This window comes from Streptomyces sp. NPDC026672 (assembly GCF_040638185.1).
Lineage (GTDB): Bacteria > Actinomycetota > Actinomycetes > Streptomycetales > Streptomycetaceae > Streptomyces.
The window spans coordinates 1-14,046 of record NZ_JBEZXS010000015.1; the positions used below are offsets into that span (position 1 = coordinate 1).

General features: G+C 70.0%; 11 protein-coding genes. 3 read left to right on the forward strand and 8 right to left on the reverse strand.

The window, feature by feature from the left end; all coding sequences use genetic code 11:
• Positions 1–86 precede the first annotated feature (86 nt).
• The 8 genes from AB0F77_RS18925 to AB0F77_RS18960 all read right to left on the reverse strand — a co-directional run bounded on the left by AB0F77_RS18925 (position 87) and on the right by AB0F77_RS18960 (position 10,749).
• Positions 87–668 (reverse strand): ATP/GTP-binding protein, encoded by a 582-nt coding sequence (locus tag AB0F77_RS18925; protein WP_006375305.1) that lies wholly within the window; start codon positions 666–668, stop codon positions 87–89.
• Complete coding sequence (locus tag AB0F77_RS18930; RefSeq protein WP_361949412.1) at positions 649–1,218, reverse strand: DUF742 domain-containing protein; 570 nt, start codon at positions 1,216–1,218, stop codon at positions 649–651. The genes AB0F77_RS18925 and AB0F77_RS18930 overlap by 20 nt, the downstream gene beginning before the upstream one ends.
• Before the next feature lie 96 nt (positions 1,219–1,314).
• Complete coding sequence (locus tag AB0F77_RS18935; RefSeq protein ID WP_033321188.1) at positions 1,315–1,728, reverse strand: roadblock/LC7 domain-containing protein; 414 nt, start codon at positions 1,726–1,728, stop codon at positions 1,315–1,317.
• Between the two features lie 10 nt (positions 1,729–1,738).
• Complete coding sequence (locus tag AB0F77_RS18940) at positions 1,739–4,984, reverse strand: nitrate- and nitrite sensing domain-containing protein (protein WP_361949415.1); 3,246 nt, start codon at positions 4,982–4,984, stop codon at positions 1,739–1,741.
• 376 nt (positions 4,985–5,360) lie between these two features.
• The gene (locus AB0F77_RS18945; protein WP_055614002.1) at positions 5,361–5,936 is read right to left on the reverse strand and encodes an ATP/GTP-binding protein; all 576 of its coding nucleotides are present in this window, start codon (positions 5,934–5,936) and stop codon (positions 5,361–5,363) included.
• Positions 5,917–6,315 carry a DUF742 domain-containing protein gene (locus AB0F77_RS18950; protein WP_263213113.1) on the reverse strand — a complete coding sequence of 133 codons (399 nt, stop codon included), beginning with the start codon at positions 6,313–6,315 and terminating at the stop codon, positions 5,917–5,919. The genes AB0F77_RS18945 and AB0F77_RS18950 overlap by 20 nt, the downstream gene beginning before the upstream one ends.
• A 111-nt stretch (positions 6,316–6,426) precedes the next feature.
• The gene (locus AB0F77_RS18955; protein WP_023546525.1) at positions 6,427–6,840 is read right to left on the reverse strand and encodes a roadblock/LC7 domain-containing protein; all 414 of its coding nucleotides are present in this window, start codon (positions 6,838–6,840) and stop codon (positions 6,427–6,429) included.
• Positions 6,841–6,849: 9 nt separating this feature from the next.
• Positions 6,850–10,749 (reverse strand): nitrate- and nitrite sensing domain-containing protein, encoded by a 3,900-nt coding sequence (locus AB0F77_RS18960; protein WP_361949419.1) that lies wholly within the window; start codon positions 10,747–10,749, stop codon positions 6,850–6,852.
• Positions 10,750–11,288: 539 nt separating this feature from the next.
• Here AB0F77_RS18960 and AB0F77_RS18965 point away from each other — a divergent pair.
• From AB0F77_RS18965 to gltX, 3 genes are all read left to right on the forward strand, one after another.
• Positions 11,289–11,474 carry a hypothetical protein gene (locus AB0F77_RS18965; protein WP_361949422.1) on the forward strand — a complete coding sequence of 62 codons (186 nt, stop codon included), beginning with the start codon at positions 11,289–11,291 and terminating at the stop codon, positions 11,472–11,474.
• A 250-nt stretch (positions 11,475–11,724) separates the two neighbouring features.
• A complete protein-coding gene (locus tag AB0F77_RS18970) occupies positions 11,725–12,510 on the forward strand; it encodes a fumarylacetoacetate hydrolase family protein (protein ID WP_361949425.1) in 786 nt (261 codons plus the stop codon).
• A complete protein-coding gene (gltX, locus tag AB0F77_RS18975; protein ID WP_361949428.1) occupies positions 12,503–13,987 on the forward strand; it encodes a glutamate--tRNA ligase in 1,485 nt (494 codons plus the stop codon). The genes AB0F77_RS18970 and gltX overlap by 8 nt, the downstream gene beginning before the upstream one ends.
• The last annotated feature ends 59 nt before the right edge of the window (positions 13,988–14,046 follow it).

Sequence of the window (14,046 nt, forward strand, 5' to 3'; positions counted from 1 at the left end):
CGTACTGGATGTACTTGGGCGTTCCGACAACGCAGCGAGTGTGCGTGCCAGGCGTCGCGGGCCAGGCGGGACTTTCGAAACACGCCCTAGCGCAGACGGGCCATGAGGGCGTGCTCGACCAGGGTGATCAGGGCCGACTTCGCGTCCGCGCGGTGGCGGGCGTCCGTCGTGATGATCGGGGTGTCGGGGCCGATCTGGAGAGCCTCGCGGACCTCGTCCGGGTTGTACGGCTGACTGCCGTCGAAGCCGTTGAGGGCGATGACGAACGGCAGGCCGCTGTTCTCGAAGTAGTCGACCGCGGGGAAGCAGTCGGCGAGGCGCCGGGTGTCCACGAGGACGATCGCGCCGATGGCGCCGCGGACCAGGTCGTCCCACATGAACCAGAAGCGGTCCTGGCCCGGGGTACCGAAGAGGTACAGGATCAGGTCCTGGTCGAGAGTGATACGGCCGAAGTCCATGGCCACCGTGGTGGTGGTCTTGTCCCCGGTGTGGGTGAGGTCGTCGATGCCGGCCGAAGCGGAGGTCATCACGGCCTCTGTGCGCAGAGGGTTGATCTCCGAGACCGCGCCGACGAACGTGGTCTTGCCCACGCCGAAGCCGCCCGCCACCACGATCTTGGCGGAGGTGGTGGAGCGGGAAGGACCGCCGCTAGAGCTTGCGAAGTCCACTGAGCACCCTTTCGAGCAATGTCACGTCTGGCTGGCCACCGGCGTTCTCGTCGCCGCCGGGCTGATGGATGGCGACCAGGCCCGCCTCCGCCAGGTCGGCGACGAGGATCCTGGCCACGCCGAGAGGGATCGTGAGGAGAGCCGAGATCTCGGCCACCGACTTGATCTCACGGCAGAGGTTGCAGATCCGCTGATGCTCGGGCAACTGGCCCTGCATCTGGTGCGGCTGCGCGGTGGTGTGCACCAGCGCCTCTATGGCGAGCTGGTACCGCGGGCGCGTCCGGCCGCCGGTCATGGCGTACGGACGGACCAAGGGGTTGTTCGACGACCCTGCGGGCGCCGGCTCGGGACGACGCTGCGGCTGCACCGGCTGGATGCGCGGCGCGGGAGGCTGGTCGTACGGCGACGGGCCGGGGCCCTGTGGCGCGTACGGCTGCCGGTGGCTGGGGGTGGAGGGGAAGTTGTACCGGTTCGCCGAACCGTCGCCCTGACCCTGGGCAGGGCCGTACGACCAGTTACCTGAAGACGAACCGCTGGGGGGTGTTGCCACTTTCTCTCCTCCTCCGACCGTGCCGGGCACCCATCCCTGGGGAGCCGCGTCCCGAAACCTTACGGCCCCGGGACGCGTAAACGCACTGTCTGATTGTCAGTTGAGAAGACTTCCCTGGAGTTCCGCACGCAGATCCGGGGTAAGGACCGTGCCCGCGCGATCCACCAAAAGGGCCATCTCGTACCCAACGAGACCGATGTCGGCCTCGGGGTGTGCCAGGACTGCGAGCGAGGAACCGTCCGAGATGGACATGATGAAGAGGAATCCCCTCTCCATCTCCACAACCGTCTGGTTCACGCTGCCCCCCTCGAAGATCCGGGAGGCGCCTGCCGTCAGCGACGTCAGACCGGAGGCGACGGCCGCGAGCTGGTCGGCGCGGTCGCGGGGAAAGCCTTCGGACATCGCCAGAAGGAGTCCATCGGCGGAGACCACCACCGTGTGGGACACCCCCGGGGTGTTGTCCACGAAGTTGGTGATCAACCAGTTCAGGTTCTGTGCCGCCTGGCTCATCGGGCTCACACTAACGCTCCTGGTTGTAGGTGCTGTCAGGACCACTGTGCTGGTTCCTAGTGGCCTGGCCGTTCGTTTCACTGCCTGCGTTGCGTCCCCGCTGGACGCCCCGACGCAGGTTGCTCAGCCTGCCCCGGACGTCCTCCGGAGCGCGGGAGACCTGTGGGCCTCCCTGGGGGGTGGACTCCGCGGCGCCCTCGACCAGGTTGGCCTTGGGTACCCGCCGCGGCAGACCGGAGGACGTGACCCCGCCCGCCTTGGGCTTGCGGAGCTGTGAAGCCTGCTGCCAGCGCTGGTCGTTCGCCGACTGCCAGTCGGTGCCGCCGTTGCCGTTCGTCGCGGGGAGCGGCGCCTCCTGGTGCACGCGTCCCACGCCGCCCGGGGCGTTTCCGTTCGTGCCGCCTCCCAGGGAGCCGCGCCGGGGAAGCCCGGCGTCGGTCATCTGGTGGGAGCCCGAGGGGGTCGGTCCCGGACGTTCGAAGCCTACGCGGTTTCCGTCACCCGCGTCAGCGACCTGGGAGGATTCCGCTTCCGGAGCGTACTGGGCCGGGTAACCATTGCGGTAACCGCTCTGTTGCGGCCAGTCGTCCTGGTAGGACTGCTCCTCGTAACCCTGGAAGGCTTCTGCGGCCGGGGCCGGGGCGACGGGCTGCTCGTTCTGGACGGGCTCCGCATACGAGGGGTCCGGGTAGCCGCCGTTCGGCGCGAAACCATTGTTCTGCGGCAGTCCGCCGTCCTGCGCGAAGTACTGCTCGTCGTACGCCGGGCGCTGGGTCTCCTCGTACGCCTGCGGCGCCTCGTACGCGGCCGGCTGCGCCGGGAAGCCCGCGGTGGTGTCGCCGTAGCCCTGAGGGGCGTCGAACTCGTTGGTGTAGGAGGGGACTTGGGGAGTCTCCTGCGGGGCCTGGGGGGCCTCCTGAGGCTCCTGCGTCCGGCCTTCGAGGGCGGCGCGGCGCTCCTCGCGCATCAGCGAGCGGCCGACGGGGTCGAGCTCCCGGATGTCGTCGGGGACCTCGATGTAGCGGCTGTCGTCGAAGCCGAGCTCGGCCGCGGTGCGCATCGGCTCGACCCGGTTGAAGCTCTCACCCTGGAACTGCTGCTCCGGGATGATCTGCGAGACCGTGAACTCGTCGCGGTCCAGGGGCTGTTCGCCGCCACCGCCGTGGGTGATCGCGTCGGGCAGCATGACCAGCGAGGTCGTTCCCGCCTGTTCGCCCGAGGGGCGCAGCTGGACGCGGATGCCGTGCCGGTCGGAGAGCCGGCCGACCACGAACAGGCCCATGCGCTGGGAGATCGCGGCGTCCACGGTCGGCGGGTTGGCCAGCTTGTGGTTGATGTCCGCGAAGTCCTCGGCGGTGAGGCCGATGCCCTTGTCGTGGATCTCGATCATGACGCGGCCGTCGGGCAGCCTGGTCGCGGTGACGCGGACCTTGGTCTGCGGCGAGGAGAACGTGGTGGCGTTCTCCAGCAGCTCGGCGAGCAGGTGCACGAGGTCGGTCACGGCGCGGCCGTGGATCTCGGCCTCCGGGACACCCGACAGCTCGATGCGCTCGTACTGCTCCACCTCGGAGGAGGCGGCGCGCAGCACGTCGACCAGCGGGACCGGCTGGTCCCAGCGGCGGCCGGGCTCCTCGCCGGCGAGGACCAGGAGGTTCTCGCCGTTGCGGCGCATACGGGTCGCGAGGTGGTCCAGCCGGAAGAGGTTCTCCAGCTGGTCCGGGTCGGCCTCGTTGTTCTCCAGCTCGGTGATCAGGGTCAGCTGGCCCTCGATCAGCGACTGGTTGCGGCGCGACAGGTTGGTGAAGATCGCGTTGATGTTGCCCCGCAGCAGGGCCTGCTCGGCGGCGAGCCGGACGGCCTCGCGGTGGACCTGGTCGAAGGCGCGGGCGACCTCGCCGATCTCGTCGGTCGAGGTGATCGGGATGGGCGCGACCCGGGTGTCGACACGGCCCGGGTCGGTGCGCGAGAGCTGGTCGACCAGCATGGGCAGCCGCTGCTCGGCGATGCCGAACGCGGCGTTGCGCAGCCGGCGCATCGAGCGGCTCATCTGGCGGGCCACCAGACCGGCCAGGATGAACGCGGCCAGCAGGGCGACGACGACCACGGCGCCGGTGATGAGGGCGGAGGTCTTGGCGTCGTCGGCGATGGCGGACGCCTCGCTCACGGCCTTGTTGGCCATGTCCGACTCGATCTGGCGGTACGCGTTGTACTTGAGCGTGTTCACCGCCCACCAGTTGTCCTGCGTGATGCCCTTCTGGGCGAGCGCCTGACGGGTGAGCGGGTCGGTGTCCGGCAGCGTGGCCAGCGCCGAGATCATGGTGGTGGTGTTGGCCGGCGGCGGGATGTAGCTCGGGTTCTGGGCCTTGGCCTTCTGGGCGAGCGCCGCGCCGTCCGCCTTGATCTTCTCTTCGAGCTGGCTGAGCTTGGCCGCGTCCTGCTCGGTGCCACCGCCGATGTACTCCTCGACGGCGATGCGCTCGAGGTAGGCGTAGGAGGAGAGGGAGACGCGCTGCGTGGCCAGGTTGGGGTCGTCGGGACCCGGCTTGACCAGCAGGTGCATACCGATCGACCGCTCCAGCGACAGGGCCGCCTTGGTGAGCGAGATGGCGTAGACGGTACGGCCGTAGGAGGTGATGTTGCCCGTGCCCAGGCCGAGTTCGTTGGCGAACTCCATCAGGGGGTGGGCGATGCCGACGTATCCCTCTTCGGTGCCCACGCCCTGGAGTTTGGTGGTGTAGGCCTGCGCCCGCAGGCCCTGGAGCTTGGGCTCCTCGGCGCGGAACAGCTTGAGCCGGCGTTCCAGACCGGGCTTCCGCGGCATGTTCTGCGCGGCCCGGTCGAACGCGTCGGCGGCCTGGTCGGTGGCCTTGCGGGCCTGGTCGACCACGCCCTTGTTCTTGTTGAGCAGCAGCGGTGCCGCGGAGACGTCACGCTCGTTGTAGAGGGCGTCCCCGTAGGTGAGGGAGGCGCGCACGAGCACGGCGGTGTTCTCCGCGTCGCGGGCTTCCTGCCAGGTGTCGATCGAGCTCTTCACCTGGAAGCCGCCCATGACGAGGCCGACCAGCGCGGGTATGAGCAGGATCGCGTTCAGTCTGGTCGGCACGCGCCAGTTGCGCGGGGAGAAGGCCCGGCCGCTCGGGGCGGGTGGGGGGGCCGTCTGCTCCGAGCGTGGTACGGGGGTGGGCGCCGCAGCGCGCGGCGGCGGGGTGAAGTTGCCCCGCGCCGACGGCTCGGGACCGTTCTTGCTTCGCCTCACTCGACCAACAACCTCTCGGCGGCGGGCACCTACGTCGTGCCGCAGTCTCTCAGAGCCCGGTGTGCCATCGACCACTAGTACGTCTTTGACTATTTGGCAGTTCAGGCATTCCAGCACGAGGGCCAGCGCAGTTCCAAACAGTGGAAACGGCTGATTCCGAGGGAAGTAAGCGTGAGATAAAACGGTCATAAAGAGCGAGCCCCGCCAAAAGGCGGGGCGTTCGTGAGCGCAGCGGCACCGCTCGACCGCGACGAGTGGCGGTTTCCCTCGATTCCTCTGCCGAAACGTTATGAACACCGGAGCCGACCGTGTCAAAGGCCACAGCCGGCTCCGGTGTACATACGACAACTGCCGTACGGAACTCCCGACTTGAGCGTCAGCGCAGACGCGCCATGAGGGCGTGCTCGACGAGAGTGATCAACGCCGACTTCGCGTCCGCGCGGTGGCGGGCGTCCGTCGTGATGATGGGCGCGTCGGGCCCGATCTGCAGTGCCTCGCGCACCTCGTCGGGCGTGTAGGGCTGATGTCCGTCGAAGCCGTTGAGGGCGATGACGAACGGCAGACCGCTGTTCTCGAAGTAGTCGACCGCGGGGAAGCAGTCGGCCAGACGACGGGTGTCAACGAGCACCACCGCGCCGATGGCGCCGCGGACCAGGTCGTCCCACATGAACCAGAAGCGGTCCTGGCCCGGGGTACCGAAGAGGTACAGGATCAGGTCCTGGTCGAGAGTGATACGGCCGAAGTCCATGGCCACCGTGGTGGTGGTCTTGTCCCCGGTGTGGGTGAGGTCGTCGATGCCCGCGCTCGCGGACGTCATCACGGCCTCCGTGCGCAGCGGGTTGATCTCGGAAACGGCACCCACGAACGTGGTCTTGCCGACACCGAAGCCACCCGCCACCACGATCTTCGCGGAGGTGGTGGCACGGCCTCCGTCAGAGCTTGCGAAGTCCACTGAGCACCCTTTCGAGCAGTGTCACGTCAGGTGCACCGCCGTTGTTCTCGTCGCCACCAGGCTGGTGAATGGCGACCAGGCCGGCCTCGGCGAGGTCGGCGACCAGGATCCGGGCCACGCCGAGCGGCATGGACAGGAGCGCGGAGACCTCCGCCACGGACTTCACTTCGCGGCAGAGGTGGCAGATGCGCTGGTGCTCCGGGAGCAGCCCCATGAGCGCTGCCGGGTCGGCCGTCGTGCTGATCAGCGCCTCGATGGCGAGCTGATAGCGCGGCCGGGTCCGGCCACCGGTCATCGCATAGGGACGTACCAGCGGCTGGTCGCCCTCGTCCCCGTACGGTTCCGCGTACGGATCATGAGAAGCGGTGGGCGGGGTCATGAATCCTCCGGGCGGGACAGCAAGTCGGTAAGTCGTGCCGTCTGAAGGGGCCGGTGGGGGGATTGTGGCGGCCGGACGGTGATTTGGTGAGCTGGGTGGATCCGAGGCCGGTCAGTGCAGCAGACTGCCTTGTAGTTCGGCGCGGAGGTCCGGGGTGAGGACCGCACCCGCCCGGTCGACGAGCAGCGCCATCTCGTAGCCGACGAGACCGATGTCGCACTCGGGGTGCGCCAGGACGGCCAGGGACGACCCGTCGGAGACGGACATGAGGAAGAGGAACCCGCGTTCCATCTCGACGACGGTCTGCGCGACGGTGCCGCCCTCGAAGATCCGGGAGGCCCCGGCCGTCAGTGAGGTGAGCCCGGACGCGACCGCCGCGAGCTGATCGGCGCGGTCCCGCGGGAAGCCTTCCGACATCGCCAGAAGGAGACCGTCGGCGGATACGACGACGGTGTGGGACACCCCGGGGGTGTTGTCCACGAAGTTGGTGATCAACCAGTTGAGGTTCTGTGCCGCCTGGCTCATCTGGCTCAACTAACGCTCCTGCTGGTGAGTGGGGCTGGGGAAGCTTCCGGTCTGGCCGTTGGCCTGCCGACCCTGTGCGATGCCCCGACGGAGATTGGTCAGCCGGCCGCGTACGTCATCGGGCGCACGCGAGACCTGCGGACCGGTTTGTTGCTGTTGCTGCTGCTGAGCCGTGCCCGGGACGAGGTTCGCTCGGGGCACCCGACGCGGCAGACCGGAGGTGGTGACACCGCCCGCCGCCGGCTGCCGTGTGCGCTCAGCCTGCCGGACGAGTTCGTCGTTCGGCGAGCTGCGCCAGGCCGCCGGAGCGGGACGCTGAGGGGCCGCCTGAGCGGCGGGCGCGGGAGCCTGCGGCTGCTGCTGCGGGGCCGCGACGGAGCCGCCACCCTGCTGCTGGCCGCCGTGGAACCAGTTGGTCTCCAGCGTGTCGTACAACGGCGTGCGTCCGTCGCCCGGAGTGCTCGCCGGCGGCAGCGCCTCGGGCTCCTGACGGGCCGCGCGGCGCTGCGGGACGGGCCTGCGCGGCGCACCGAAGTCGGCGCCGGGGCCGCCCTGCTGGGGCCGCTCGAACTGGCCGGTGTCCTGCGGGGCGCCGTACTGGCCGTTGTTCTGGCCGTTGTTGTGCCGTCCGGGCAGGGAGTGCTGCCCGGTGGAGCCGCTGTCGAAGCCCTGCGGCGCGTACTGGCCGTTGGAACCCGTGTCGTAGCCCTGCGGGGCGGCGAACTGACCCGTCGAGGCGGGGTCCTGCGGTCGGCCGGCCGGGGCGCCGAACACGTCGGAGCGGACGAACGAGCCGCCCTGCGGAGCGTTCGAGACGCCCGGGGCACCCGGACCGCGCTGGCCGTACTGGCCGCCGTGCTGCGGGGCGTGGGTGTCCAGGCCCGGACGCGCGAACTGCCCGGTGTTCTGGGCGCCGTTGACGCCGTTGGCGAAGTCCGGACGCGGGAACTCACCCGTCGAACCGGGCCCCTGGGCGGGGTTGAACTGCGGGAACTCGGAGGTCGAGCCCGGGCCCTGCCGGTCGTCGATCCGCGGCATGCGCGCGGTCTGCGACGGGTCCTGCTCGTCGTGGCCGCGCGGGGTGTCCAGCGAGGTGTGGGAGATCTGCGGCTGGGCGTTCTCGTCGCCCCAGCTCGGCGTGCGCGGCTGCGGGTTGCCGCCCGGCAGCTCGGCGCGCGGACCACCGCGCGGCGGCAGCTGAGGCTGGCGCCCGCGGTCGTCGCCACCGCGCTGCGGTGCCGCCGGACCACGTCCGCCGAACATGTCCTGCTGACCGCCGAAGCCGTCCTGCTGACCGCCGCCGAACATGTCCTGCTGGCTCTGCCGGCCGGTCGCGTAGGCGTCCTGCTGGCCGCCGAACATGTCCGGGCCGTTCGCGCCGGGCGACTGGAAGCCCTGCGCACCGCCCGGTGCCTGGCCGCCGAAGCCGGCGCCCGCACCGGCCGTCGGCCGGCCCTGCGGTCCGCGCGCACCGCCCGGGGCACCGCCGGGACGGCCGCCCTGTTCCGTGCCGGGCAGCGCGGCCCGGGGACCCTGACCCGCACCGACCTGGCCGCGCTGGCCCTGGCCGGCGGCAAGCCGGCCCGCGCCCGCGGGTGCTCCCGCGCCGAGGGCACCGCCGCCGGGGGCACCGCCACCGAGCTGTCCGCCGCCCTGGGCCGCGCCCCGCCGGGCCGCCGCGGCGCCCGCGGCCGCCTGCGCGGCGGCCGGGCCGCCCGAGACGGGCGCGCCGGGCTTGCCGGGAGCGGGCTTCTTGCCGCCCTGGGCGACGTCGACGGGCAGCATGACCAGCGCGGTCGTACCACCGGAGTCGGAGGGGCGCAGCTGGATGCGGATGCCGTGCCGCTGCGACAGACGACCGACCACGAAGAGGCCCATGCGGCGGGAGACGGAAACGTCCACCGTGGGCGGCGAGGCGAGCCGCTCGTTGATCGCCGCGAGGTCCTCGGGCGAGAGGCCGATGCCGGTGTCGTGGATCTCGATGAGCACACGGCCGTCGGGCAGCGCGTGACCGGTGACCTTGACCTTGGTCTGCGGCGAGGAGAAGGAGGTGGCGTTCTCCAGCAGCTCGGCGAGCAGGTGCACGAGGTCGTTGACCACGCGGCCGGCCACCTCGGTGGTCGGCACGGCGGCCAGTTCGATGCGCTCGTACTGCTCCACCTCGGACGCGGCGGCGCGGAGCACGTCGACCAGCGGGACCGGACGGGTCCACCGGCGGCCGGGCTCCTCACCCGCGAGGACGAGGAGGTTCTCACCGTTACGGCGCATGCGCGTCGCGAGGTGGTCGAGCTTGAACAGCGAGGACAGCTGGTCCGGGTCGGCCTCGCGGGACTCCAGTTCGGAGATGAGCGACAGCTGACGCTGGATCAGGCCCTGGGAGCGGCGCGAGAGGTTGGTGAACATCGCGTTGACGTTGCCCCGCAGCAGGGCCTGCTCGGCGGCGAGGCGGACCGCCTCGCGGTGCACGTCGTCGAAGGCCGCGGCCACCTGGCCGATCTCGTCCCGGGAGTGCACACCGACCGACTCCACGGACGTGTCGACGTCCTGCGGGTCGGACTCGGACAGCTGCTTGACCAGCTCGGGCAGCCGGTCCTGGGCGACCTTGTTGGCGGTCTCCTGGAGGCGGCGCAGCGAGCGGATCATGGACCGGGCGATGACGAAGGCGCCGACGAGCGACACACCGAGGACGATGAGGATCAGCGCACCGGAGACGATGGCGTCGCGCTCGGTGGCGCTGCGCAGCTCGCGGGCCTTCTGTTCCATCTCCTCGAGCAGCGTGTGCTCGATCTTCTTCATCTGCTCGATCTTGGTCGAGCTGTCGTCCACCCAGTCGCGGTACGAGCGCTTGCTGAGCTGGTCGATGCCGCGCTGGCGCTCCAGCACACGCTTGGCGTAGGTGTCCGCCGACTCGATGGTCGGGTTGCCCTCGTCGATGGGCTTCAGAAGCTCCTCGGCACCCTGGTCCGAGTAGATCTTCCGGAAGATGTTCAGCTCGGAGGACTCGCTCTCCAGCGCCGACTCGCCGTAGAGGCGGTCGTTCTCGGAGAGGTCACCGGTCTTCTTGTTGCTGTCGGGGAGGGCCGCGGCGATGACCGCCCGCTGCACCGAGGCGTACTCCTTGGCCGTGGAGAACGCGGCCAGGGCGCGGGTGCGCTGGATCATCTCCGGGTTGCTGGACGCCTCGGCCATGTCCTGGGAGAGGTCGATCAGCTGGGTGATCAGACGGTGGTACGACTCGACCGTCTGGGTGGAGTTCTCGTTCGAGCTGTAGGCGGACCGGCGGATCTGCGCCAGGCCCTCCAGCTGTCCGGCGAGACCGACGAGGCTGTCGCGGACGCCCTGGAGCTGACCGTTCTTGCTCGCGGTGTCGATTTCCTCGGACGCGTTGAGGAAGTTGTCGCGGGCCCGGTCCGTCTTCTCCTGGTAGCCCTTGACCGCGAAGTCGTTGGCCTTCAGCCCGTGGGCCAGCGGGCCGGCCGACTGGTCGCGCTCCTCCTGGAGCGCCGCGGCCAGCTCGGTCGCCTGCTTGGTCATGTCCGTCAGCAGCTTCATGTTGTCGAGCTGCTGGATGTCGTCGAGCGACTGGCTGATGCGCAGCGCGCCCAGCGATGTCGCCGCGACGACGGGGAGCGCGAGCAGCGACACCAGACGCGTGGAGATGCGCCAGTTGCGGAGTGCTATTCGCGATCCGGGGCCGGACGGGCCCGTGGCCGGTTTGACCGTCGGGGGCGGGGCCGCTGCCGCGGACGGCGCGGCGCCGCGTCCGGGGCGCTCACCGCCGTCGCCGAGCTGGGCCTGGCCCGGGTTCTGGGCGTGCTGGGGCGAGGAACTGCCGACATTGGGGCCAGTCCCGCCGTGCGGCTCCGGCTCTGCCGGAGCACTGCCATCCCTCTTGAAACGTCCCTGCACTAGCGTCGCAACCTCTGGACCAGGCGCCCCTCCGCGTGAACGGAAGGACACGGTGTCGGCGTTGTCGGGGAGCGTCCTGAAAACGCCCCCCTGTGTGGTCTGAGTGACCGGCGCTGGCTCCCCCCATCCAGCCGCCGCGCGGCGCTGCGTCGCGCCCCCTGTGCGCCGGCTCGATACCTGCGGCGGTCCGTGGAATTCCAGCACAGTGCCGGATCTCCAACAAGGCCCGTGGGCCAGCCCGTGACGTCCGTGACGCCATGTGAGTGAGGGGTTACGAGGTGTGGAAAGTGATCTCGTACATAACGGACTAACTCCTGCGAGTCGCCCGGACACGGAGGGTGTCCCAGTCGCCATGATCAGGAGCGGAATGTTGGCTTCGGTGGCTCAATGTCCCTTTCGCGGGGGCGAGTTGAGGGCCGGAAATGACCGGTTTGAACGCGACCCCGTGAGCAAACTCACACGCCAAACGGGGCCACGACGCGGCAGTGGCCCGGAATCCGATGTTTAGCCTGACGCTTTACAAGAGGGATACTCCTGTAGTGAAGACCACGATGATGTTCCACAAGATCGCAAACCCCCGTCGTACGACTCTGGCGCACCTGGGGGACGCCGGCGAACTCCAGTCCGCCGAGCTGCCCGAGCACTCCCTCGACCTCCCGGCCCAGACGGCCAACCCCCGACGCACCATTCTCACCGAGGTCCCCGTCGCCGCCTCCGCCGAGTAGTACGCACCGCGGCGGCCGCGCGCTCAACACGCCCCGCACGCACGCCGAGGGCGCCCCTCCCACCGGAGCGGCGCCCTTCGTCGTCCCCGCACGGAGTGCGGAGGCAGTACGGACGCAGTACGGAAGCAGTACGGAGCAAGGGGTGCGGGGCACGGCATATTGCGCGAGGCCGCGGGCCCCCGCCGCGTTAGCCTGGAGCGTCAGACTCCAGACGGCTCGGACTCACTCAGTTAAGGGGCGCGAGAATCCCGTGCGCATCGCCAGGTTCTCCATCGACGGGAACGTCGCCTTCGGCGCGGTCGAGGGCGACAAGCAGGACGAACTCGTCCTCGACATCATCAAGGGCATCCCGTTCACGGACTTCGAGCTCTCCGGCACCAAGGTGCCGCTGAGCAAGGTCAGGCTGCTCCCGCCGGTGCTCCCCAACAAGGTCGTGGCCTTCGGCCGCAACTACGCGGAACACGCCGAGGAACTGGGCAACGAGGTGCCCGACGCCCCGTTCGCCTTCTTCAAGCCCTCGACCTCGGTGATCGGCCCCGGCGACGAGATCCAGTACCCGCCCTTCTCCCAGGACCTGCACCACGAGGCCGAACTCGCCGTCGTCATCGGCCGGCTGTGCCGCGAGGTGCCCCGCGAGCGCGTCCAGGACGTGATCTTCGGCTACACCTGCGCCAACGACGTCACCGCCCGCGACGTCCAGCGGCGCGAGAAGCAGTGGGCGCGCGCCAAGGGCTTCGACACCTCCTGCCCGCTCGGCCCCTGGGTGGAGACGGACCTCGACCTCGCCACCGCGAGCGACCTCACCGTCCAGCTCACGGTCAACGGCGCACAGCGCCAGCTCGGCCGGACGAGCGAGATGATCCACTCCATCGCGGACCTGATCGTCAACATCACCGAGGCCATGACGCTGCTCCCCGGCGACGTGATCCTCACCGGCACCCCGGCAGGGGTCGGCCCCCTCAACGTCGGCGACGAGGTCGCCGTCACCATCGAAGGCATCGGCACTCTCACCAACAAGGTTGTCAAGCGTGGCTAGCGCACCAGACTCCCCCGTACGCGTCCGTTTCTGTCCGTCCCCGACCGGCAACCCCCATGTGGGCCTGGTCCGCACCGCCCTGTTCAACTGGGCGTTCGCCCGCCACCACCAGGGCACCCTGGTCTTCCGCATCGAGGACACCGACGCGGCCCGCGACTCCGAGGAGTCGTACGGCCAGCTGCTCGACGCGATGCGCTGGCTGGGCTTCGACTGGGACGAGGGCCCCGAGGTGGGCGGCCCGCACGCGCCGTACCGCCAGTCGCAGCGCATGGACCTCTACCAGGACGTCGCCCGGAAGCTGCTCGACGCCGGCCACGCCTACCACTGCTACTGCTCCCAGGAGGAGCTCGACGGCCGACGCGAGGCCGCCCGCGCCGCGGGCAGGCCCTCCGGTTACGACGGGCACTGCCGCGACCTGTCCGCCGAGCAGGTCGAGGAGTACCGCGCCCAGGGCCGCGCCCCGATCGTCCGCTTCCGCATGCCCGACGAGACGATCACCTTCACCGACCTGGTCCGCGGCGAGCTGACCTTCACCGCGGAGAACGTGCCGGACTACGGCATCGTCCGTGCCAACGGCGCCCCGCTCTACACGCTGGTCAACCCGGTCGACGACGCCCTCATGGAGATCACCCACGTCCTGCGCGGCGAGGACCTGCTCTCCTCCACCCCCCGGCAGATCGCCCTCTACAAGGCGCTGATCGAGCTGGGCGTCGCCAAGACCACCCCCGCTTTCGGCCATCTGCCGTACGTGATGGGCGAGGGCAACAAGAAGCTGTCCAAGCGTGATCCGGAGTCCTCGCTCAACCTCTACCGCGAGCGCGGCTTCCTGCCCGAGGGCCTGCTCAACTACCTCTCCCTGCTGGGCTGGTCGTTCTCCGCCGACCAGGACGTCTTCTCGATCGACGAGATGATCGCGGCCTTCGACATCGCCGACGTCAACCCCAACCCGGCGCGCTTCGACCTGAAGAAGGCCGAGGCGATCAACGCCGACCACATCCGCCTGCTCGACGTGAAGGACTTCACGGAGCGCTGCCGCCCCTGGCTCCAGGCCCCGTTCGCGCCCTGGGCCCCCGAGGAGTTCGACGAGGCCAAGTGGCAGGCGGTCGCCCCGCACGCCCAGACCCGCCTCAAGGTGCTCTCCGAGATCACCGACAACGTCGACTTCCTGTTCCTGGCCCACCCGGTCGAGGACGAGGCCAGCTGGCAGAAGGCCATGAAGGAGGGCTCCGACGCCCTGCTGCGCACGGCCCGCGAGAAGCTGGAGGGCGCCGACTGGACCTCCGCCGAGGCCCTGAAGGAGGCCGTCCTCGCCGCCGGCGAGACCCACGGCCTCAAGCTCGGCAAGGCGCAGGCCCCGGTCCGCGTCGCCGTCACCGGCCGTACGGTCGGCCTGCCGCTCTTCGAGTCCCTGGAGATCCTCGGCAAGGAGCGCACGCTGGCCCGCATCGACGCGGCGCTCGCCAGGCTGGCGGCGTAGCACCGACGGGTGAAGGGCGGTACCGGACCACCGGTACCGCCCTTCGGCGTCAGCGCTCC

What these genes read in the sequence shown, in the direction of transcription:
- AB0F77_RS18935 (WP_033321188.1), bottom strand. Translation starts at nt 1,728, where the DNA reads ATGAGCCAGGCGGCACAGAACCTGAACTGGTTGATCACCAACTTCGTG.
- AB0F77_RS18955 (WP_023546525.1), bottom strand. Translation starts at nt 6,840, where the DNA reads ATGAGCCAGGCGGCACAGAACCTCAACTGGTTGATCACCAACTTCGTG.
- AB0F77_RS18950 (WP_263213113.1), bottom strand. Translation starts at nt 6,315, where the DNA reads ATGACCCCGCCCACCGCTTCTCATGATCCGTACGCGGAACCGTACGGG.